This is a genomic window from Streptomyces sp. JH002 (assembly GCF_050916115.1).
GTDB lineage: Bacteria > Actinomycetota > Actinomycetes > Streptomycetales > Streptomycetaceae > Streptomyces > Streptomyces xiamenensis.
This window is the reverse complement of record NZ_CP087989.1, coordinates 874,101-894,590: the sequence shown is the minus strand read 5'-3', so window position 1 is coordinate 894,590 and position 20,490 is coordinate 874,101. Positions and strand designations below refer to the sequence as shown.

The 20,490-nt window shown below is 72.0% G+C and carries 19 protein-coding genes; 10 read left to right on the top strand and 9 right to left on the bottom strand.

Annotated elements, in window-relative coordinates:
- The first annotated feature begins 68 nt into the window (after nt 1–68).
- Nucleotides 69–2,579, top strand: a complete 2,511-nt coding sequence (locus H7827_RS03720) for a CBM35 domain-containing protein (RefSeq protein ID WP_432742649.1) — start codon at nt 69–71, stop codon at nt 2,577–2,579.
- Nucleotides 2,580–2,586: 7 nt separating this feature from the next.
- Here the strand turns inward: H7827_RS03720 and H7827_RS03715 are convergent, their stop codons facing one another.
- Nucleotides 2,587–3,648 (bottom strand): Rv2578c family radical SAM protein, encoded by a 1,062-nt coding sequence (locus H7827_RS03715; RefSeq protein WP_432742647.1) that lies wholly within the window; start codon nt 3,646–3,648, stop codon nt 2,587–2,589.
- 108 nt (nt 3,649–3,756) lie between these two features.
- On the opposite strand from H7827_RS03715, the gene H7827_RS03710 reads away from it, so the two are divergent.
- The gene (locus H7827_RS03710) at nt 3,757–4,212 is read left to right on the top strand and encodes an SRPBCC family protein (protein WP_432742645.1); all 456 of its coding nucleotides are present in this window, start codon (nt 3,757–3,759) and stop codon (nt 4,210–4,212) included.
- A 172-nt stretch (nt 4,213–4,384) separates the two neighbouring features.
- Here the strand turns inward: H7827_RS03710 and H7827_RS03705 are convergent, their stop codons facing one another.
- Both H7827_RS03705 and H7827_RS03700 read right to left on the bottom strand, forming a co-directional pair.
- Nucleotides 4,385–4,630 carry a hypothetical protein gene (locus H7827_RS03705; RefSeq protein ID WP_046725089.1) on the bottom strand — a complete coding sequence of 82 codons (246 nt, stop codon included), beginning with the start codon at nt 4,628–4,630 and terminating at the stop codon, nt 4,385–4,387.
- 73 nt (nt 4,631–4,703) lie between these two features.
- Nucleotides 4,704–5,492 (bottom strand): VOC family protein, encoded by a 789-nt coding sequence (locus H7827_RS03700; protein ID WP_432742643.1) that lies wholly within the window; start codon nt 5,490–5,492, stop codon nt 4,704–4,706.
- Between the two features lie 478 nt (nt 5,493–5,970).
- Between H7827_RS03700 and H7827_RS03695 the strand changes: the two genes are divergently transcribed.
- Both H7827_RS03695 and H7827_RS03690 read left to right on the top strand, forming a co-directional pair.
- Complete coding sequence (locus H7827_RS03695; protein ID WP_432742641.1) at nt 5,971–6,804, top strand: M55 family metallopeptidase; 834 nt, start codon at nt 5,971–5,973, stop codon at nt 6,802–6,804.
- On the top strand, nt 6,797–8,188 hold the full coding sequence (locus H7827_RS03690) for a M20/M25/M40 family metallo-hydrolase (RefSeq protein WP_432742639.1): 1,392 nt from the start codon (nt 6,797–6,799) through the stop codon (nt 8,186–8,188). The genes H7827_RS03695 and H7827_RS03690 overlap by 8 nt, the downstream gene beginning before the upstream one ends.
- Nucleotides 8,189–8,264: 76 nt before the next feature.
- Here H7827_RS03690 and H7827_RS03685 read toward each other — a convergent pair whose 3' ends face one another.
- A complete protein-coding gene (locus H7827_RS03685) occupies nt 8,265–9,014 on the bottom strand; it encodes an alpha/beta fold hydrolase (protein WP_432742637.1) in 750 nt (249 codons plus the stop codon).
- 92 nt (nt 9,015–9,106) lie between these two features.
- On the opposite strand from H7827_RS03685, the gene H7827_RS03680 reads away from it, so the two are divergent.
- From H7827_RS03680 to H7827_RS03670, 3 genes are all read left to right on the top strand, one after another.
- Nucleotides 9,107–9,655, top strand: a complete 549-nt coding sequence (locus H7827_RS03680) for a TetR/AcrR family transcriptional regulator (RefSeq protein ID WP_432742635.1) — start codon at nt 9,107–9,109, stop codon at nt 9,653–9,655.
- A 164-nt stretch (nt 9,656–9,819) separates the two neighbouring features.
- The gene (locus H7827_RS03675; RefSeq protein ID WP_432742633.1) at nt 9,820–11,826 is read left to right on the top strand and encodes a prolyl oligopeptidase family serine peptidase; all 2,007 of its coding nucleotides are present in this window, start codon (nt 9,820–9,822) and stop codon (nt 11,824–11,826) included.
- The gene (locus H7827_RS03670) at nt 11,823–12,758 is read left to right on the top strand and encodes a S66 peptidase family protein (RefSeq protein WP_432742631.1); all 936 of its coding nucleotides are present in this window, start codon (nt 11,823–11,825) and stop codon (nt 12,756–12,758) included. Before H7827_RS03675 ends, H7827_RS03670 begins: the two co-directional genes overlap by 4 nt.
- Here the strand turns inward: H7827_RS03670 and H7827_RS03665 are convergent.
- Nucleotides 12,748–13,314 carry an SMI1/KNR4 family protein gene (locus H7827_RS03665; protein ID WP_432742629.1) on the bottom strand — a complete coding sequence of 189 codons (567 nt, stop codon included), beginning with the start codon at nt 13,312–13,314 and terminating at the stop codon, nt 12,748–12,750. The genes H7827_RS03670 and H7827_RS03665 overlap by 11 nt on opposite strands.
- A 307-nt stretch (nt 13,315–13,621) precedes the next feature.
- Nucleotides 13,622–14,599 carry an endonuclease/exonuclease/phosphatase family protein gene (locus H7827_RS03660; protein WP_432742627.1) on the bottom strand — a complete coding sequence of 326 codons (978 nt, stop codon included), beginning with the start codon at nt 14,597–14,599 and terminating at the stop codon, nt 13,622–13,624.
- An 87-nt stretch (nt 14,600–14,686) separates the two neighbouring features.
- Here H7827_RS03660 and H7827_RS03655 point away from each other — a divergent pair, with 87 nt between their 5' ends.
- Genes H7827_RS03655 through H7827_RS03645 form a run of 3 tightly spaced genes read left to right on the top strand, consistent with a single transcriptional unit; the run spans nt 14,687 to nt 17,679 of the window.
- A complete protein-coding gene (locus tag H7827_RS03655; RefSeq protein WP_432742625.1) occupies nt 14,687–15,382 on the top strand; it encodes a response regulator transcription factor in 696 nt (231 codons plus the stop codon).
- On the top strand, nt 15,375–16,493 hold the full coding sequence (locus H7827_RS03650; RefSeq protein WP_432742623.1) for a sensor histidine kinase: 1,119 nt from the start codon (nt 15,375–15,377) through the stop codon (nt 16,491–16,493). The genes H7827_RS03655 and H7827_RS03650 overlap by 8 nt, the downstream gene beginning before the upstream one ends.
- A 25-nt stretch (nt 16,494–16,518) precedes the next feature.
- The gene (locus tag H7827_RS03645) at nt 16,519–17,679 is read left to right on the top strand and encodes a lipid II:glycine glycyltransferase FemX (protein ID WP_432742621.1); all 1,161 of its coding nucleotides are present in this window, start codon (nt 16,519–16,521) and stop codon (nt 17,677–17,679) included.
- Here the strand turns inward: H7827_RS03645 and vanX are convergent.
- Genes vanX through H7827_RS03630 form a run of 3 tightly spaced genes read right to left on the bottom strand, consistent with a single transcriptional unit; the run spans nt 17,651 to nt 20,250 of the window.
- Complete coding sequence (gene vanX / locus H7827_RS03640; RefSeq protein ID WP_432742619.1) at nt 17,651–18,298, bottom strand: D-Ala-D-Ala dipeptidase VanX; 648 nt, start codon at nt 18,296–18,298, stop codon at nt 17,651–17,653. The genes H7827_RS03645 and vanX overlap by 29 nt on opposite strands.
- Nucleotides 18,291–19,334 carry a D-alanine--(R)-lactate ligase gene (vanA, locus tag H7827_RS03635; RefSeq protein ID WP_432742617.1) on the bottom strand — a complete coding sequence of 348 codons (1,044 nt, stop codon included), beginning with the start codon at nt 19,332–19,334 and terminating at the stop codon, nt 18,291–18,293. The genes vanX and vanA overlap by 8 nt, the downstream gene beginning before the upstream one ends.
- Nucleotides 19,327–20,250, bottom strand: coding sequence for an NAD(P)-dependent oxidoreductase (locus H7827_RS03630; RefSeq protein ID WP_432747933.1), 924 nt, complete (start codon nt 20,248–20,250; stop codon nt 19,327–19,329). Before H7827_RS03630 ends, vanA begins: the two co-directional genes overlap by 8 nt.
- Between the last annotated feature and the right edge of the window lie 240 nt (nt 20,251–20,490).

Here is a 20,490-nt window from a genome sequence, read left to right as displayed (position 1 = left end):
ACATGAGCATGTCCACGGCACGGCACGGAACCGCGGGCGCACCCCGAGCGAAAAGGAAACTCCTCCGCATGACCATCGCCGCCGCCGTCACCGCGGCCACCCTGGGTGCCGCCGCCGCCCCGGACCGGGGCGACGCCGGCGAACCGGCCGCCGTCCCCGCCCTCACCGTCGACCTCGGCGCCTCCGAGGGCCCGCTGCTGTACGGGGCCAACGGGGCGCTGTACGGCCTGAGCGACGACGGCGTCCCCAGCGACGCCATCCTCGCCCCGCTCAAGCTCTCCACCATCACCCAGAAGCCCGAGGGCGGCGCCCAGCACCCCAACGGCGACGCCCTCACCGTCTCCGACTCCTTCTTCCGCAACGGCGGCGGCGACATCTACGTGATGATGCAGGACATCTACGCCGAGTGGCCGTACGAGGACCTCGGCCTGGACGACTACCTCCCCAAGGTCGACAGCATCATCGAGGAGATCGCCGCCCACCCGCGCGCCGACCGCTTCGTCGTGGTCCCCTTCAACGAGCCCGACCAGATCTGGTACCGGCTGGATGTCGCCGACACCGCCCAGTACGAGCGCAACCGGGACCGCTTCCTCGCCGACTGGTCCACCGTCCACGACCGGATCCGCGCCATCAGCCCCACCCTGCGCATCGCCGGGCCCAACGAGGCATGCTACGACCGCCGCTTCCTGCCCGACTTCTACCGCTACGCGTACGACCACGACGTGCTGCCCGACGTCACCACCTGGCACGAGCTGTCCCCCGACTCGCTGCGTGACTTCCAGGGCAACCACGACCACTACCGCGCCCTGGAACGGGAGATCGGCTTCGGCCCGCTGCCCGTCAACATCGACGAGTACGCCAACCGCCGCGATCTGTCGGTGCCGGGACAACTCGTCCAGTGGGTCGGCATGTTCGAACGCAACAAGGTCTTCGCCGACCAGGCGTACTGGGACATGGCCGGCAACCTCGACGGCAATGTGGTCCGCGACAACATCCCCAACGGCGGCTGGTGGTTCTTCCGCTGGTACGCGGCGCTGACCGGCGACACCGTACGCGTCACCCCGCCGAGCCCCGACACCATCGACACCCTCCAGGGCCTCGCCTCCCTCGACACCGCCAAGCGCCAGGCCCAGGCCCTCCTCGGCGGCGCGGACGGCCCCGCCGATGTCGTCTTCCAGCAGATCGACCCGGCCCTCTTCGGAGACCGCGTCAGCGTCACCGTCGCCGAGACCCGCTGGTCGGGCTACGAGGGCGCGCACCCCGCCCCTCGGGTGATCGGCCGCGCCACGGCGCCGGTCGGCGCGGACGGCACCGTCACGGTCCCGCTCACCGGCCTGGAGCGGATGTCCGCCTACCGCGTGGTGCTCACCCCGGCCGGCACCGGCGCCCCGGACCAGCCGGCCGAGCGCTGGCGCGGCACGTACGAGGCGGAGGACGCCCGTATCACCGGCGGGGAGATCCGCACCCACGGCACCGTCGCCGACGCCAATGGCTACGCCACCTCGGGCACCCGGGACGTCGGCTCGCTCAACCGCGAGGACAGCCAGGTGGAGTTCACCGTCGAGGTGCCCGCGGACGGCACGTACGACCTCACCGTCTTCCACGGCAATCAGAGCGACGCGCCGGCCACCCAACTGCTGACGGTGGACGGCGGCGAGCCCGCCCCCGTCACCTACCCGGCCACCCTCAACTGGACCTATCGCGGCACCGTGACCGTGCCGCTGACGCTGAGCGCCGGCCGGCACACCCTCACCCTCGCCAAGGGCGACGGCGAGGTCACCCTGGACAAGATCGAGCTGACCGAGGCCGCCGAGCCGTTCACCGCGTACGAGGCGACGCTCGCGGACACCACCGGCGCCCCCGGGTACGACTACGCCTCGGCGGCGGGCACCGGCACCGGCGCCCTGGTGCTGGACGGAGCGGCGGACGGCGCGGTCTTCGACGTGTACGCGCCACGTGATGGCTACTACCGGCTGACCCCGCGCCACACCGGCGGGGGCACGGTGACCCTGGAGGCGCACGGAGAGCGATTCACCGCTCCGGCCGGCCAGGAGCAGCGGGTGCTGCTGGCGGCCGGCAACAACCGGATCACCGCCACCGCCGCCGGGCACGTCGCGCTGACGGCCCTGGAGGTGGCCGGCGCGGGGGAGCGGACGGGCCTGGCCACCTACCAGGCGGCCGATGCCCGGCTCGCGGGCACGACCGAGCTGGCGGCCGGCCCGCACGCGAGCGAGGGAACGTATCTGCGCTGGCTCGGCGACGGGGCGGACAACACCGCGGCCTTCACCGTGCGGGCCGAGCAGGCGGGGCCGCACCTGCTGATCGTGCACTACGCCAACGACGAGCGCGCCGACAACGGGCACGCCTACAACTCCGACGTCATCTCCCGCACCCTGGAGATCCAGGTGGACGGCGCCACCACCTCGGCGACGTTCCGCAACTCCTACGGCTGGCAGAACTTCTGGGGCAAGGCCGTCCCCATCGAGCTGAGCGCGGGCACCCACACCCTCACCCTGTCCAACCCCACCGCCCACGCCCCCGACATCGACCGCCTCGAACTCGCCCCGGTGCGCGGCTGACCGCCGCTCACAGCAGGGTCAGCTGAGTGGCGGCCGGCTCCGTTCCGGCCGCCGCCCCATGTTCCTGACCGGGTACGGGCACGGCCCGGGGCGCCGGGGTGAGGCGCCGCGCGGCGCCCCGCCCGGCCGGGCCGATGCCGTACTCGGCGGCCAGTTCGTGCACCTGCCGGGTGATCCGCCGCTGGTACCAGGTGGGGGCGTACGCGCCGCCCTCGTAGAGCACCTCGTAGCGCCGTACGAGGCCCGGGTGGTGCCGCGCCAGCCAGCTCATGAACCACTCGCGCGCGCCGGGGCGCAGATGCAGCGCCAACGGGGTCACCGAGGTGGCTCCGGCGGCGGCGATCGCCCGTACGGTGGCGCGCAGCTGCTCGGGGGAGTCGGCCAGGTAGGGGATGACCGGGGCCATCAGCACCGAGCAGCCGATGCCGTGGTCGGCGAGCGCCCGCACCACGTCCAGGCGGCGCTGCGGTGCCGGGGTGCCCGGCTCCACGGTGCGCCACAGCTCGGGGTCGGTGAAGCCGACCGAGACCGAGACGCCGACCTCGGTGACGGCGGCGGCCTCCCGCAGCAGGGGGAGATCGCGCAGAATCAGTGTGCCCTTGGTGAGGATCGAGAAGGGGTTGGCGTAGTCGCGCAGCGCCGAGATGATCCCCGGCATCAACCGGTACTTGCCTTCCGCACGCTGATAACAATCGACGTTGGTGCCCATCGCGACGTGCTCGCCCTGCCAGCGCCGCCCGCCCAGTTCCTTGCGCAGCAGGTGCGGGGCGTTCACCTTGACCACGATCTGTGAGTCGAAACCGATGCCGGTGTCCAGGTCGAGGTAGCTGTGGGTCTTGCGGGCGAAGCAGTAGACACAGGCATGGGAGCAACCCCGGTAGGGGTTCACCGTCCATTCGAACGGCATCCGGGACGCGCCCGGCACCCGGTTGAGGATCGAACGCGCCCGCACCTCGTGGAAGGTGATCCCCCGGAACTCCGGGGTGTCGAACGTCCTGGTGACGACTTCGGAGCCGAAGAGGGCAGGGCTGGCGGCCCGGCCGTCCTCGCTCAGGTTGTTCCAGCGCATGTAAATAGAACACCGGTTCGATTCCGGTCTGTCAAGCGCGGATTTTGGGGGAGGGCCGCCCAGATGGTTGGCTTGCCGCCAAGTCCGTAGATCGCCAGGAGGATTGCAGTGGCGCAGGTTGAAGTGGTTACTCAGCGTGAGATCAATGCGGAGCCGGACGATGTGCTGGACGCGATCGCGGACTACCGGGAGGTGCACCCCCGGCTGCTTCCCGAGCAGTTCACCGACTACGAGGTCCGGGAGGGGGGCGACGGTGAGGGGACGGTGGTCTTCTTCCGGCTGCACGCCACGGCCAAACGGGTCCGGGAGTGCCTGATGGAGGTCACCGAGCCGGACGATCACACCGTGGTGGAGACGGACCGCAACTCCACCCTGGTCACCACCTTCACCGCTGTTCCCGGTTCGGTGAAGAACACCTCCAGCGTGACGATCCGCAGCACCTGGGACGGGGCGCCCGGCATCGGCGGGTTCTTCGAGCGGATCTTCGCGCCGCGTGGCCTGAACGGCTTCTACGAGCAGATCCTGGCCAATCTGGCCAAGGAAGTGGAGACCGGCGGCAAGTAGCCAGTGGTCGCCGCCACGCGACCGCGCCGCCCGCCGGCCAGGCGGGCGGCGACCGTGTGCGGGGCGCGCGGTGCGCCCCGCGCGCTGTGACCTGTCCCGCTGCCCCCGGTTCCGTCCGACGGTCCGCGCCCGCCCCGGCCGGAAGCGCCCGGCCGCGCCCCGCGCGGGCGCCCTACGCGGCGCCCGGGTGCCAGGCCGGCCACTCCTGGGGGTGGTCGGCCCAGTGCACCTGCTCCGGGTCCTCCAGGTCGATGTCGGGGAAGACCTGCCGGATACGCGGCTCGAACTCCTCCTCGGACAACGGCTCCCAGCCGATCCCGCGCAGCCAGACCAGCCGGTAGCGGTGGTCGTCGCCGAAGGAGCCCACATACACCGGGTAGTCCGGCTCCGGCGGGCGTGGACGCTTCGCTCTGGTCATCCCACCACCGCCTTTCCGCTGGTCCGTTCCGCCGTCCGTGCGGCAGGGCGTGCGCGTGCCGTACCGGCCCGGCTCACATCGCGGGCTTCTCGCCCTTCGTGGTCGACATGTCGATCACCGTAAACCGCGCGCCGTTGTCGTCCGCGCACTCGGCCCACCGGCCGAACGGGCTGTCCTGCGGCTCGCTGACGACCTGGCCGCCGAGCTTCTCCGCCGTGGCCGCCGCGTCGTCGCAGTGGTCGACGCCGAAGTACAGCCGCGCGTACGTCTCGCTGCCGGCCGGCGTGCCGCTGGGCATGGGCATCCGCCCCGCCACCGACTCGCCCGCCGCCCGCACGGTCTTGTAGTCGAAGGACGCGGGATCGCCCACCGCGTGCATCTCCACCGGGAAGACCGCGCTGAAGAACGTGTCGAACGCCGCCGCGTCCCGGGTCACCACCTCGCTCCAGCACACCGAGCCCTCCTGGCCCATCAGGCCGAAGCCCTCGTGGGTGCCGGGCTGCCAGCAGCCGAAGGTGAGCCCGTCCGGGCTCTGGGCGATCAGCATCCGGCCGAATTCACCGACGCTCATCGGCTCCATCAGCAGCGTGCCGCCGTTCTCCCGGATGCGCCCGGCGGTCGCCTGCACATCGGAGGTGGCGAAGTACAGCGTCCAGGTCGGGGTCAGCTCCTGGCCCGGCATCGGGGGCATGAGTGCGGCCACCGGCTTCCCGTCCAGGGTGGCCATCGTGTATCCGCCGTAATCCGGACCCGCGCTCATGAAGTCCCAGCCGAACATCTCCCGGTAAAAGGTCTTTCCCGCGCCGAGATCGTTCACCACGCAATCGGCCCAGATCGGTGCTCCTTCGGGGAATTCCGCCATCGGTACCGCCTCCACAAGGAAGTATGGGCGTGCAAAATCGAGATAATCCTCCTCTTCCACGCTAACCACAGGCAGCGCATCGTGCGCGGCGAACGGCCGCGCAATCGAACATGTGTTCGTGATCACTCGTCGAGTGCCGGCGCGGGCCCCGCGCCCCCCGGCACACCGGCGTCGCCCGCGCCCAGGACCTCGCCCCCGGCCCGCCGGAGACCACGCCCGGTACGGTCCCGCTGGAGAGCGGCGTCATCGTCGAACGCCTCTCGGCCTGGAGCGCCCCGTCCTGGAGCTCGGCCGGCAGGCCCCGGGCCCCGGGCCCCCGGCCGGGGCGTCCCGCGCCGCACCGCCGTACCTCCACCCCACCGCGCCGGCGTCTCGTCCCCGGGCCCTCTCCCTCCCCTGCGCCGGTCGGGCGCCATCGCGGGCCGGTCGCGTGAAAGTGCCTTCCCCCGGACAGGGCGACCGCGTAGCCTGACGCGGCATGAAGATCTTGATCTCCGCCGACATGGAGGGGGCCACCGGCGTCACCTGGCCCGCCGACTGTCTGCCCGGGCGGCCCGAGTGGCAGCGGTTCCGGCCGGTCTTCACCTCCGATGTGAACGCGGCCGTCGCCGGGTTCTTCGACGGCGGCGCCGACGAGGTCATCGTCAACGAGGCGCACATGACCATGCGCAACCTCCTGGTCGAGCAGCTCGATGACCGCGCCGTCCTGCTCACCGGCCGCCACAAGGAACTGGGCATGGTCGAGGGCGTCCAGCGCGGCGATGTCGACGGCATCGCGTTCGTCGGCTACCACTGCGCCGCCGGCGCCGAGGGCGTACTCGCCCACACCTACCTCGGCAGCTGCATCACCGGCGTCTTCGTCGACGGGGTGCGCGCCAGCGAGGGCCTGCTCAACTCCCTGATCGTCGCCGAGTACGGCACCCCCGTGGTGCTGGTCACCGGCGATGACCTCACCTGCGTCGACGCCCAGGGGTACGCCCCGCGGGCGCCCGCCGTCGCCGTCAAGGACCACGTCTCGCGGTACGCCGCGATCTGCCGTACCCCCGCCCGCACCGCCGCCGACATCCGGACGGCCGCCGCGCGCGGCGCCGTGCTGGCGCACCGGCACGACCCGGCCCCGCCCAGGGACCGGACGATCGAGGTGGAGTTCGACGCCGAACAGCTGGCCGGGGCCGCCACCTTCATCCCCGGCGTGGAGCGGATCGGGCCGCGCCGGGTCGGCTACACCGCCCCCACCATGTACGAGGGCATCCGCTGCTTCAAGGCGCTGACCACGCTGGTATCCAACGCAGTTGAGGAATGGTATGGCTGAGCACCACCCACAGGCACCGCACGCACCACGCGCCCCCCGCGCCCCGCACACCCCCGGCGCCTCGCACCACATCGACCAGATCGCGCTGGAGGAGGCCGTCACCTTCACCAGCGACCTGATCAGGATCGACACCACCAACCGGGGGCAGGGCGACGGCCATGAGCGCCCGGCGGCCGAATACGTCGCCGAGCGGCTGACCGAGGCCGGGATCGACCCGATACTGCTGGAGAAGGCCCCGGGGCGCACCAATGTGGTGGCCCGCATCGAGGGCACCGACCCGTCCGCCGACGCGGTCCTGGTCCACGGTCACCTGGACGTGGTGCCCGCCGACCCCACCGAGTGGTCCGTCCACCCCTTCTCCGGGGAGATCAGGGACGGCGTCGTGTGGGGCCGCGGGGCCGTCGACATGAAGGACGCCGACGCCATGGTGCTGGCCACCGTACGGGCCTGGGCCCGCGCGGGCGTCCGTCCGCGCCGCGATGTCGTGCTCGCCTTCACCGCCGACGAGGAGGACTCGGCCGATGTCGGTTCCGGCTTCCTCGCCGACCACCGCCCCGAGCTCTTCGACGGTTGCACCATCGGCCTGAGCGAGTCCGGCGCGTACACCTTCCACCCGGGCGACGGCCGCCGCATCTACCCGGTCGCGGCCGGCGAGCGCGGCACCGGCTGGCTGCGGCTCACCGCCGCCGGCCGGGCCGGGCACGGCTCGCGCATCAATCACGAGAACGCCGTCTCCCGGCTCACCGCCGCCGTCACGCGCATCGGCGAACACCGCTGGCCGCTGCGCCTGAGCGCGACGGTGCGCGCCGCGCTCGCCGAACTCGCGGCGCTGTACGGGCTGCCGCTGCCCGACCTCGACGACGACGCCGCCGTCGAACGCCTGGTCGCCGAGCTGGGCCGGGCCGGCACGCTGGTGGCCGGCGCGCTGCGCAACAGCACCAACCCCACCATGCTGGACGCCGGTTACAAGGTGAACGTGATCCCCGGATCGGCCACCGCCCACATCGACGGGCGGCTGCTGCCGGGCACCGAGGAGGAGTTCGCGGCCACCCTCGACAAGCTCACGGGACCCGACGTGGACTGGGACTTCTACCACCACGAGCCGCCCCTGGAGGCCCCGGTGGACACGCCCGCGTTCGCCGTCATGCGTGAAGCACTCCAGCACTTCGACCCCGGCGCGCACGTCATCCCGTACTGCATGTACGGCGGAACCGACGCCAAGCAGTTCGCCCGGCTGGGCATCCAGGGCTACGGCTTCATGCCGCTGCGGCTGCCCGAGGGCTTCGACTACCAGGCGATGTTCCACGGCGTGGACGAGCGGGTCCCCGTCGACGCGCTGCACTTCGGCACCCGCGTTCTGGACCGTACGCTGCTGGCCCTGTAGGCGCGGGCGGGCCGGTGCCCGTTCCCGGTCCTCCTCCCCCGCCATGTCCGGCCCGCGGCGGGGGAGGGGCGGCGGGTCACCCGCCGAGGCCGTCCCAGAACTCGCGCAGTACACGGGCGCCGCGCCCGGGGTCCTGGAGCATCCAGTAGTGGGTCAGGCCCTCCAGCTCGACCACCCGGGCCCCCAGGGGCCGCGCCACCTCGGCGTCCATGGCCGGCCGTGCCATGGGGTCCCCGGTCGGTACCAGGACCATGCCGGGCGCGGCGGCGGGACGGTCGAAGTCCTTGCCCCAGTCGGCGGCGAAGTTGGGCCACGCCGAGCGGTAGAGGTCCAGGACGGCGGCGCTCATCTCCTCGTCGTGGATCGCGTCGACCTCCTTGCCCAGCTCCGGTGTCATGCCCCGGGGCTGGAGCAGGTCGCCGAAGGTGTGCCCGCTGCCGGAGGCCGACTCCCGCAGTCCGGCCAGTGACTCCTCGCCCTCCGGGCTGCGCTGCCACAGCGCGCCCGCCTCGTGCCACTGGTAGTCGGGGTGCCAGCCGTGCGCGACGTCGGCGACCCAGCTGCGCACCGGCACGTCGTGGGCCGAGACGACCCGCATGGTCAGGTGCGACCCCCAGTCGTGGCCCACCAGGTCGATGGGGCCGCCGATGGCACGCAGCTCGTCGGCCAGCCAGGAGGCGTACGCCTCCTTGCCCCGTGGCCCGGCCGGGCGCGGGCTGCCGAAGCCGGGCAGGCGCAGGGCCGTGCTGGGCCGGTCGAGGTGGTTGCGCAGGGCGTTCCACAGGGCGGGCGTCTCGGGCACTCCGTGCACGAACACAACGGTCATGGCTGCTCCATGAGGTGAAGTGGATAAGCTATCCACTTCACCGTAGCAGTAAAGTTGATAACCTATCCACTTGCTGGAGCGAGGGGAGACACATGCGGGCCGACGCGGCGCGGAACAGACAGCGGATCTTCGACGAGGCGCACCGCGCGATCGCCGCCGGGGAGACCGACCTGACCCTGAACGAACTCGCCCGCCGCTCCGGGGTCGGCGTCGGGACCGTCTACCGGCTCTTCCCCACCCAGCGGGCGATGCTCGAAGCCGTCCTGGAGGTCTCCGCCCGCGACCTCATCCGGCTCGCCGAGGAGGCCGGGACCGAATCCGACCCGCACCGGGCGCTGGAGGAGTTCCTGCGCTCCGCGCTGGCCGCCGCGCTCGCCAGGCCGGGCCTGTTCACCGTCCTGATCACCCTCACCGACGAAACGGACTCGCTGCGCGAGGCCAAGGGAGAACTGGCCGCCAGGGCGACACAGTTGCTCGGACGGATCGACCCGGCCCCGGCGCTGACCGGCGAGAACCTGCTGAAACTGTTCTGCGGGCTGATCCACGCCATCAGCGAGCACCCCGAGGAGCGCCGCCCGGCGGCCACCGACGCCTACCTCCAGCTGCTGCGGGCCGGCCTCGCCGCGGGCCCCGGAGCCTGACCTGACGGGCCCGGGCCCCAACTCGCCTCCGCCGCACGCCCGTCGTCCCGCGCCCACTCCGGGCGAAACACACCCGGCCGGTGCCTGGAGCACCGGCCGAGGTCGTGGAACGATCCCCGGGTGAGCTGGTGAAGACCCCACCGACACCGCCCTGGAGGCAGCTGATGGCGCACGACCGCTACGGAACCTGGCCCTCGCCGATCGACGCCGCCCTGGTCGCCGCCCACGACGGCAAGCCCGAGTTCCTGGGCGCGGTCGGCGAGGAACTGTGGTGGACGGCGCCCCGCCCCGCCGAGGGCGGCCGCCGCGCCCTGGTGCGGCTGCGCCCGGACGGGGACGGCGTGGCCGAAACGGTCCTGCCCGCGCCGTGGAACGTCCGCAACCGCGTCATCGAGTACGGCGGCCATCCCTGGGCGGGCATCGCCCGCCCGGCCGGCGGCCCGCTGGTGGTCTTCACCGACCACGGCGACCAGCGGATCCACGCCGTCGAACCCGACGCCCCCGGCGGCCCGGCGCCGCGCGCGCTCACCCCGCCCTCCACCGCCGACCGCGAGCTGCGCTGGTGCGACCTGCTCCCGCGCCCCGGGCGCGGCGAGGTGTGGGCCGTCCTGGAAGAGCACCGGGCGGGCACCGTACGGCGCGTGGCCGTCGCCGTACCGCTGGACGGATCCGCCGCCCAGGACCCGGACGCGCTGCGCGAACTCACCCCCGCCGCCCACCGGTTCGTCACCACCCCCCGGCCCTCCCCGGACGGACGCCGCGCCGTGTGGCTGGCCTGGGACCACCCCCGGATGCCCTGGGAAGGCACCGAACTGCTGATCGCCGACCTGGGCGAGGACGGCCGCCTGACCGGGGCGCGCACCCTGGCCGGCGGCCCCGACGAGGCCATCGCCCAGGCCGAATGGGCCCCGGACGGCACCCTGCTGGCCACCACCGACCGCACTGGCTGGTGGAACCCGCACCGCGTCGACCCCGACTCCGGCACCGCCGTGCCGCTGTGCGCCCGCCAGGAGGAGTTCGCCGAAGGGCTGTGGCGCATCGGCTGGCGCTGGTTCGCGCCGCTGGACGGCGGGCTGGTCGCCGTCCTGCACGGGCGCGGCGGGCTGCGGCTGGGCATCCTGGACCCCGCCACCGGTGAACTCGCCGACGCCCCCGGCAGCCACGGCGAATGGGCGCCCGGACTGGCCGTACAGGGCAGCCGGGTCACCGGCATCGCCGCCGGAGCGCACACCGGCTGGGAGATCGTGCAACTGGACACCGCCACCGGACGCACCAGGGTGCTCGCCGAACGCCACCACGACCCCGTCGACCCCGCCTACTACCCGCAGCCGGCCGCCCGTACCTTCACCGGCCCGGACGGGCGGGAGATCCACGCCACCGTCTACCCGCCCGCCCATCCGCTGGCCGCCGTCCCGCAGCCGCAGGACGAACTGCCGCCGTACGTCATCTGGGCGCACGGCGGCCCCACCTCCCGCGCCCCCGTCGTCCTCGACCTGGAGATCGCCTACTTCACCTCGCGCGGCATCGGCGTCGCCGAGGTCAACTACGGCGGCTCCACCGGCTTCGGCCGCGCCTACCGCGAGCGGCTGCGCGAACAGTGGGGCGTGGTCGACGTCGAGGACTGCGCCGCCGTCGCCCGCGGACTCGCCGCCGAGGGCACCGCCGACCCGCACCGGCTCGCCATCCGGGGCGGCAGCGCCGGCGGCTGGACCGCCGCCGCCTCCCTCACCGACACCGGCACCGCCGGTCTTTACCGCTGCGGCACCATCAGCTACCCGATCCTCGACCTGACGAGCTGGACGGGGGCGGGCACCCACGACTTCGAATCCCGCTACCTCGACTCACTGATCGGCCCCTACGACGAGGTCCCCGAGCGCTACCACGACCGCTCGCCGGTGCACCACGCCGAGCGGATCACCGTACCGTTCCTGCTGCTGCAGGGACTGGACGACGTGATCTGCCCGCCCGAGCAGGCCGACCGGCTGCTGGCCGCGCTCGCCCAGCGCCCCGGGCCCGCCGTGCCGCACGCCTACCTCACCTTCGAGGGCGAGGGCCACGGCTTCCGCCGCGCCAACACCATCGTGACCGCCATCGAGTCCGAACTGGCCCTGTACCTGGACGCCTTCGGCATCACCCGACCGGACGCGCCGCTGCTGGAACTGCGCCGGTGATCCCGGCGCTGCGCCCCGGTGACACGGTCACGGTGGTGGCCCCGGCGGGCCCGGTGGAACGGGACGTCCTCATGGCGGGCACCGAGATCCTGCGCGGCTGGGGACTGATGGTCCGTATCGCCCCCTCCGCCCTGGACGGCGGCCCGGCCCCCCTGCCCCACCTGTCCGCCGCCGACGCCCACCGGGCCCGTGACCTCGAGTGGGCCTGGTGCGACCCGGACAACGCGGCGGTGATCTGCGCCAGGGGCGGCTACGGCACCCAGCGGCTGCTGCCCCTGCTCGACTGGGACGCGCTGGCCGCCGCAGCGCCGAAGATCCTGCTCGGCTACAGCGACATCACCGCACTGCACGAGGCGTTCGCGCTCCGCCTGGGCGTACCCGCCTGGCACGGCCCGATGCCGGGCACCGCGGCGTTCACCGACGACGCGGTGGCCCAGGAGCGCCTGCGCCGCGCCCTGTTCACCCCGCACGACCCCCGACCGATCGGCTCCCCGGCGGCCCGTGCCCTGGTCCCCGGGACCGCGCGCGGGATCACGCTGGGAGGGTGCGCGAGCCTGCTGGCGTCCGGGATCGGCACCCCTTACGTCAGACCCTCGGCGGCCGGCGGCATCCTGCTGCTGGAGGACACCGGCGAGGAGCCCTACCGGCTGGACCGGGCGCTGACCCAACTCCTGAACGCCGGCTGGCTGGACGGGGTGGCCGGCATCGCCCTCGGCTCCTGGCGGGAGTGCGGCCCGTACGAGGAGGTCCGTGCCGTCCTGGCGGACCGGCTGGTGCCGCTCGGCGTGCCGGTGGTGGAGGAACTGGGCTTCGGTCACGGCCCCCAGCCCTGGACGATCCCCCTCGGCGTCCCGGCCACCCTGGACGCCGCAAGGGGGACCCTGACCCCGGACCCGCCCGCCGACCCGGTGACGCGGGCCGCTAGTCCATGAGTTCCTGGATCTCCTCCCGGCCCACAGTGAGCAGTTCGCTGAAGCTGTCGCAGGGGTCCGACAGCTCGCCGTACTTCACCGCGAGGAGGTAGGCCCGGTACTCGCCGTTCTCCAGGACATCGCTGGTGTCCAGCAGGAAGACATCCTCACCCCGGGTGATTTGGAGGCCGTACCGGAAGACGTCCTCCTCCTCGCCACCGTCCTCGCTCACCCAGCCCGTGTGTTCGTCGCGGAACCACGCGAACTCGGCGCACGGACGCAGCGCGTCGATCCATTCCGCCACGCGCCCCCAGCCGTCACTGGTGAGCAGGAAGGATCGCAGACTCGGCGGCAGCGCCACCCCGAGGCGCTCCTCCGCCGCGGCGATCGCCCGCTCGTCCGCCGGGTCGTGCCCGAGCCAGCGCGCGTCGAGCTGCTCCTGCGTCACCTCGCCCGGCTCGTCCTCGTCGAGGCTGCTCAGATACCACTCGCTGTACTCGGCCAGATATGCCCGCCACTCCTGGGGGGTGCCCGGGCACGGGGCGGGCGGCACACTGCTCTCGGCGTCGTCCGTCATGGATCTGCTGTCCTTCCCTCGGGTTCGCGAGCCTCGTCGATGACATCAACTGCCGCGATGGAGCGGCCTGTTGGAAGTTCTATCAGCAGCGTTCCCCGGACCGGTCCGGCACCCCGGCGGGGCGTTCGCCCTCCCCGAGCCAGGTGGAGGGACCACGAGCGTTGTTCACACTCGTGATCCGTACACCTGGCCACCGGCTCACCGGCGGGACCCTCACCCGGGCACGGCCACGGAACCCGCCGGCCCGACCGGCGTGCGGTGCGGCGACGTGGTGTCGCAGGACACGTCCGGTACCCCCCTGAGGGGTTCACCAGACGACATGGGCCGCCACGGGGCGGTGGTCGCTCGCGGTGGCCGGCAGCACCCACGCGCTGCTCGTCTCCACGCCCCGCACCAGAATCTGGTCGGGCCGCACCACCGGGAAGCGCGCCGGCCAGCTGAAGCCGAAGCCCGCCCCGGCCTGTTCCTGAGCCGAGTCCAACTGCTCGGTCAGAGCGCCGAAGGCACGGTCGTCCATGGTGCCGTTCAGATCGCCCAGCAGCACCACCCGCTCGACCCCTTCCGCTGTGACCGCTTCACCCAGCGCCCGCGCCCCCACGTCCCGGGTGCCCGTCCGGAAGCCGCTCCCGGGGACGACGCGTACCGACCCCAGATGGGCGACGTACACGGCCAGCGGCCCCCGGTCCGTCGCCACCGTGGTGCGCAGCGCCCGGGCCGGGAGCATGCCGATGTCCACGGCCTCGGTGTCCGACAGCGGCAGCCTGCTCCACAGCCCCACCGTGCCCCGGACCTCGTGGTAGGGGTAGCCGGAGGCCAGCTCCTGTTCGTAGCCGGCCCTGGCCTGCTCGGTCAGTTCCTGGAGCGCCAGGATGTCCGCTCCGGAGGCGGCCAGCTCGCGGGCGGTGGCCGCCGGGTCGGGGTTGTCGGCGTCGACGTTGTGACTGACGACGGTGAGGCCCTCCGCCGCGCCGGTGGCCCAGGATCTGTCGCCCAGCAGGCCGCCGAAGAGGTTCAGCCACACCAGGGCGGGCAACAGCAGCGCGATCACCGCCGGGGCGGAGCGGCGCCACAGCGCCCCGGCCAGCAGCACCGGGACGAACAGGCCGAACCAGGGCAGGAAGGTCTCCACCAGGCTGCCCAGGCCCCCGGGCCGGTCGGGGATCCAGGAATGCAGAAGCAGGAAGAGGCCGAGCAGCAGGGCCAGCGCCGTGAGCACCGGCCCGCGTGTCCAGATCTGCGGTCGCGACGCCCGGCGGGGCGGTGCCGACGGCGAGGAGTGGTTCATGCCGCCAGTCAAGGAGGCGGGCTGTTGCCGGCGGGTATGAATTTTCCGATACGAGGACCATATGTGCTGGCTTGTAACATCAATCGTATGCGTGTACTGATCGTGGAGGACGAGCTCTATCTGGCGGAGGCGATCCGTGATGGTCTGCGTCTGGAGGCGATCTCCGCCGATATCGCGGGTGACGGAAATACCGCGCTGGAATTGCTGGGCACGAACGCCTACGACATGGCCGTCCTCGACCGGGACATTCCCGGCCCTTCCGGGGACGAGGTCGCCAGACGCATGGTGGCCTCGGGCAGCGGAACGCCGATCGTCATGCTCACCGCCGCCGATCGAATCGACGACAAGGCGTCCGGCTTCGGACTCGGCGCCGACGACTATCTGACCAAACCCTTCGACATGCAGGAACTCGTCCTGCGGCTCAGAGCACTCGACCGCAGGCGGGCCCACAGCCGGCCCCCGGTACGGGAAATCGCCGGACTGCGTGTGGATCCCTTCCGCCGCGAGGTTTATCGCGACGACCGCTATGTCGCACTGACCAGAAAACAATTCGCCGTACTCGAAGTCCTCGTCGCGGCCGAGGGCGGCGTCATCAGCGCCGAAGAACTCCTCGAACGGGCCTGGGACGAAAACGCCGACCCGTTCACCAACGCCGTACGCATCACCGTCTCGGCCCTGCGCAAGCGCCTGGGCGAACCCTGGATCATCGCCACCGTCCCGGGCGTCGGCTACCGCATCGACGTGCTGCCCCGGGGCGGACGCGAGGAACCGCACCGTGGATAGAGCGCCCGGGCTGAGTGTCCGCTTCAAGCTCACCCTCAGTTACGCGGGGTTCCTGATGCTGGCCGGCGGGCTGCTGCTCGCCGCCGTGGGGGCATTCCTGGTGCGCGAGGGGTGGTTGCAGACCAATGACGAAGGCGCGTGGCGGGTGACTCCGGGCACCGACTTCGTGCGCGGCTTCGCGCCGGTGGCGGCCGCCGTCATGGTGTTCCTGCTCCTGTTCGGCCTCGTGGGCGGCTGGATCCTCGCAGGCCGGATGCTGGCCCCGCTGGATCGCATCACCCACGCCACCCGCACGGCCGCCACGGGATCGCTCTCGCACCGCATCCGGCTCCCGGGCCGCCAGAACGAGTTCGCCGAACTCGCCGACGCCTTCGACACGATGCTGGCACGGGTCGAGGCGCACGTCGCCGAACAGCAGAGGTTCGCGGCCAACGCCTCGCACGAGTTGCGCACCCCGCTGGCGATCTCGAAATCCCTCCTCGACGTGGCCCACACCGATCCTGACCGTGTCACCGGAGAACTCGTCGAACGTCTCCGCACCGTGAACACCCGGGCGATCGACCTCACCGAGGCCCTGCTCCTGCTCAGCCGCGCCGAGGGGCGGGCCTTCGCCCGCGAACACCTCGACCTGTCCCTGCTGGCGGAAGAAGCCACCGAAACACTGCTGCCCTTCGCCGAGCAGCACGGCGTCACCCTCGAAACCGGCGGCGATGTCGCCCCCACCACCGGATCTCCGGCGCTGCTGCTCCAGCTGACCACCAACCTCGTGCACAACGCGGTCGTCCACAACCTGCCAAAGGGCGGCCGCGTCTGGGTCCGTACCCATGCCTGTTCCGATGCCGTGACGCTCACGGTCGAGAACACCGGCGAGCACATCACCCCCCAACTGGCCGCGACCCTCACCGAACCCTTCCGACGCGGCACCGACCGCGTCTCCGCCGGCCACGGCGGCGTCGGACTCGGCCTGGCCATCGCCAGCACCATCACCCAGGCGCACGACGGCCGCCTCACCCTCACCCCGCGCCCGGCCGGCGGGCTGCGCGTCACCGTGGAACTGTCCCCCGCGCACCGCCTGTCGTCCGCATATCGAAAACCGCATACGAGCGCGTAACACAGCACTGCCTTGACTGGGCGGCATGACCTCCCCCCAACGCGAACCAGCACGACGGCTGACCGTCGCGCCGATCACCACGACCGAGCACCTCGCCTTCATCCGGGCCAGGACGTCGGTGAGTTTCCTCCAGACCCCGGCCTGGGGCCGCCTCAAGAGCGAGTGGCGCAGCGAGTCACTGGGCTGGTACGAGAACGGACGCCTGGTCGGCGCCGGCCTCGTCCTGCACCGCCCCGTGCCACGCCTCCAACGCTGGACACTCGCCTATCTCGCCCAGGGCCCGGCGATCGAGTGGAACGGCGCACTCGGCCCCTGGCTGGACCCGCTCGCCGCCCATCTGAAGGCACACGGCGCGTTCGCGATACGACTCGGCCCGCCGCTGCGCACGGACACCTGGAGCGCCCAGGAGGTCAAGCAGGGCATCGCCGCCCCGGGCGTCAAGCGGCTCACCGACCTCTCCGCCCGGCGGAAGGACCCGCTCGGCACCACGGTGAGCGACCGGCTGGCGGCGGCCGGCTGGCTGCCGCAGAGCCCGGCGGACGGTTTCGGAGCCGGCCAGCCGCAGTACACGTACGAGATTCCGCTGGCCGGGCGGAGCGAGGCGGACCTGCTGCGCGGCATGAACCAGCTCTGGCGCCGCAACATCAAGAAGGCGGACAGGGAAGGTGTGGACGTCACCTCCGCCGGGGCCGCGGCGGCCAGGGACCTGGCGGCCTTCCACGAGCTGTACCTCCACACCGCCGAGCGGGACCGCTTCACCCCCCGGCCGCTGGACTACTTCACCGCCATGTTCGCCGAGCTGAACGCCGAGGACCCCGAACGGATCAGGCTCTACATGGCGCGCCACCGGGGCGACCCGGTGGCCGGGGCGATCCTGGTGCGGGTCGGTACCCACGCCTGGTACACCTACGGCGCCTCCTCCACGGTGAAGCGCGAGGTGCGCGGCTCCAACGCCTGCCAGTGGGCGATGATCCGGGACGCGCTGGCGGGCGGCTGCGAGGTCTACGACCTGCGCGGCATCACCTCGACCCTGGACACGGACGACCCGCAGGCCGGGCTGATCCAGTTCAAGACCGGCACCGGTGGCCAGGCGGTGCGGTACGTGGGCGAGTGGGACCTGCCGCTGCGGCCGGCGGTCTACCGGGCCTTCGACCTCGTCATGCGGCGACGGAGCCGCGGGCGATGACGGCAACCCCGGGCACCAGCGGGAAGTCGAAGTAGGTGTCCGGGTACGGCTCGTCCCTGAGGGTGTAGTGCCACCATTCGCTCGCGTACGGCTGGAAGCCGCAGGACTCCATCAGGGAACGCAGCCGCCGCCGGTTCCCCGCCGCGGCCCGGGTGACCCCGACCGCCCCGTGATGGGAGAGCGGATCCATGAGGTCGTGGTCGCCGCCCATGGACAGGAGCTCACCGGTGGTCAGATGGTAGAGCGTCAGATCGACCGTACTGCCGCGACTGTGACCCGACCTGGTGGCCACATAGCCGTGCTCGAACATGTCAGCCCGGTCGATGTTCGGATAGTGCCGGGCCTTGGTCCGGCCGTCCTCCGGCTGCCGTGACCAGCGGACGAAGCCGTCCACGGCGCGCTGGGGACGGTAGGCGTCCCACAGGAGCAGCCCGAGGCCGAGGGAGGCCGCCTCCTGCTGTGCCCGCGTCAGGGCCGCGCACAGCGCCGTGGTACCGGCGACGCGGTTGGCCAGGTACCCGTCCACCGGTTTACCGGTGAAGTTGTCCCAGGTGGCGTACTTGGCGTCCCAGCGGATGCCGGGGATGTACTCGTCCAGGAAGACGAAGTCCTCACGCACGGGCTTCTCCCGACAGCGCCAGGGAGACCACGCGGTCGATCACGGCCGAGAGCGGGATCCCGGCGGCTTCCATCATTCTCGGGTAACGACTGTAGGAGGTCAGGCCGGGCAGGGTGTTCACCTCGTTGAGCACCACCGTGCCCTCGTCGGTGAGGAACATGTCCACCCGGGCGAGTCCCCGGCATCCCAGGGCACGGTAGACCCTCTTCGCGGTCTCCCGGACGAGGTCGCGCGAGGCCGCCGGGATGTCGGCGGGCACCAGGGGAGTGGAGTTCTCGGAGCCGCTTTCCGGATCCTCCTCCTGGTGGATTCTGAAGAAGCCGTGGGAGAGCGCCATCCGGTCCACCTCGCCCGTGATCGGTTCCGGGCCGTTGCCGAGGACCGCGCAGCCGACCTCTCCACCGACGACAGCCTCTTCGATCAGCACCTTGGAGTCGTACCGCCGAGCGGTCTCCACGGCCGCCGGCAGTTCGTCCGCGCGGGTCACCTTGCTGACGCCGAAAGACGACCCCGACCGGGCCGGCTTCACGAAGACGGGATACCCCAGCCGGTCGGCGTCCACGGACTCACCCGCGGTCACGACCCGGAATTCCGGGGTGGCGATGCCCGCGCTCCGGGCGACGAGGTAGGTGAGGGATTTGTCCATGCACAGCGCGGAACTCTGGATGTCGCAGCCGGCGTAGGGAATGCCGGAGAGCTCCAGCAGCCCCTGGATCGCACCGTCCTCACCGTGGGTGCCGTGCAGAACCGGCAGCACCGCGTCCAGGGCGACGGTGCCGTACCGGCCCCGCTCCAGGACGAGCAGTCCGCCGGCGGTGCCATCGGGCGACAGCACCGCGCCGGGGCCCTCGCCCTGGTCCCAGCCCGGGCCGGGATCGGCGCAGAGCTTCCAGGCGCCGCTCCTGGTGATGCCGATGAAGAACGGTTCGTACCGGGCGGGGTCGATATGCTTCGCCACTTCCCGGGCGGACTTGACGGAGACGTCGTGTTCTTCGGAGCGGCCTCCGAAGACGATGCCGAGTTTCACTTCAGTCATGGTGGTGGTCGCTTTCGAACGTCAGACAGTTGATGAGCGAGTTCTCCACGGTGTCGCGCAGGGCGCGCTCCGTGTAGTAGGCGGAATGCGGACTGATCAGCACATTCGGCATGCGCTGCAGCCGTTGCAGCCGGACCAGCGAGGCGGTGTCCGGCGGCCGGTCCCGGTGATCGGCGTAGAAGATTCCTTCTTCGCCCTCGACCACGTCCAGGGCCGCGCCGCCCACCCGGCCGCTTTCCAGCGCGGACACCAGGGCATCGGTGTCGATGAGCGCTCCGCGTCCGGTGTTGATGACGAACGCGCCGTGTTTCAGGAGTCCGATACGGTCGCGGTCCAGCAGGTGGTGGGTCGCGGCGGTGAGCGGTGTGTGGAGCGTGACCACATCGCTGTGCCGGAGCACTTCGGTGAGCGGGACGTTGCCGGCCACGGCGCCGCCGTTGGTGTGCGTGAGGACCCGGCAGCCGAAGCCCCGCAGCCGGTCCAGCACCGCCGTCCCGATGCGCCCGGCGCCCAGGACCCCGACGGTCAGATCGCGCAGATCCCGTCCGCGCCTGTCGGGCAGCCGGTAATCGTGGCGGTCCGTGCGCCGGACCATGGGCGCCGCGCCGCGCACCGCCATCAGGATCAGCATCAGGGTGTAGTCGGCCACGCCGTCGGGCGCGTAGCGGACATTCTCCACGGACAGGCCGAGACGCGCGGCGTACTCCACATCGATGTGGTCGTATCCGATGCTCCGGGTCGAGATGTACCTCACGCCCGCCCGGCTCAGTGCCGCGAGGGCGGGCCGGCTGATCCGGTGCCGGTGACCGACGCTGACGCAGCGGTTTCCGTTCACCGACCCGGCGGTGGCCCCGGAGACCGGTGCCCCGGTGATGGTCGGTGTCACACCGAAACGCGGCGCCAGTTCCCGGAACAGAGCGGCCTCGTCCGCGTCGCAGCCGTAGACGGTGACGCCCGGTGCCGAGGACGGGGAAACGGCCGGTGACCGGCTGCGGCGGAGGGTTGCCCGGTTGGGTTCTCTGTCGTTCACACCGGCAGTCAAGGCGGAGCGGTGTTGCCCGCCCGTATGGGATTCCCGATACGCCGACGATACGTACCCCGGCCGGGACCGGGCCGGGGCACGTCACATCTCGCGTTCCGCCCCTCGGGCCCGCCC

Bases quoted from the DNA above. Each gene is read 5' to 3' on its own strand.
- H7827_RS03720 (WP_432742649.1), top strand. From the start codon at position 69: ATGACCATCGCCGCCGCCGTCACCGCGGCCACCCTGGGTGCCGCCGCC.
- H7827_RS03715 (WP_432742647.1), bottom strand. From the start codon at position 3,648: ATGCGCTGGAACAACCTGAGCGAGGACGGCCGGGCCGCCAGCCCTGCC.
- H7827_RS03705 (WP_046725089.1), bottom strand. From the start codon at position 4,630: ATGACCAGAGCGAAGCGTCCACGCCCGCCGGAGCCGGACTACCCGGTG.
- H7827_RS03700 (WP_432742643.1), bottom strand. From the start codon at position 5,492: ATGGCGGAATTCCCCGAAGGAGCACCGATCTGGGCCGATTGCGTGGTG.
- H7827_RS03695 (WP_432742641.1), top strand. From the start codon at position 5,971: ATGAAGATCTTGATCTCCGCCGACATGGAGGGGGCCACCGGCGTCACC.
- H7827_RS03690 (WP_432742639.1), top strand. From the start codon at position 6,797: ATGGCTGAGCACCACCCACAGGCACCGCACGCACCACGCGCCCCCCGC.
- H7827_RS03685 (WP_432742637.1), bottom strand. From the start codon at position 9,014: ATGACCGTTGTGTTCGTGCACGGAGTGCCCGAGACGCCCGCCCTGTGG.
- H7827_RS03680 (WP_432742635.1), top strand. From the start codon at position 9,107: ATGCGGGCCGACGCGGCGCGGAACAGACAGCGGATCTTCGACGAGGCG.
- H7827_RS03675 (WP_432742633.1), top strand. From the start codon at position 9,820: ATGGCGCACGACCGCTACGGAACCTGGCCCTCGCCGATCGACGCCGCC.
- H7827_RS03665 (WP_432742629.1), bottom strand. From the start codon at position 13,314: ATGACGGACGACGCCGAGAGCAGTGTGCCGCCCGCCCCGTGCCCGGGC.
- H7827_RS03660 (WP_432742627.1), bottom strand. From the start codon at position 14,599: ATGAACCACTCCTCGCCGTCGGCACCGCCCCGCCGGGCGTCGCGACCG.
- H7827_RS03655 (WP_432742625.1), top strand. From the start codon at position 14,687: ATGCGTGTACTGATCGTGGAGGACGAGCTCTATCTGGCGGAGGCGATC.
- H7827_RS03645 (WP_432742621.1), top strand. From the start codon at position 16,519: ATGACCTCCCCCCAACGCGAACCAGCACGACGGCTGACCGTCGCGCCG.
- vanA (WP_432742617.1), bottom strand. From the start codon at position 19,334: ATGACTGAAGTGAAACTCGGCATCGTCTTCGGAGGCCGCTCCGAAGAA.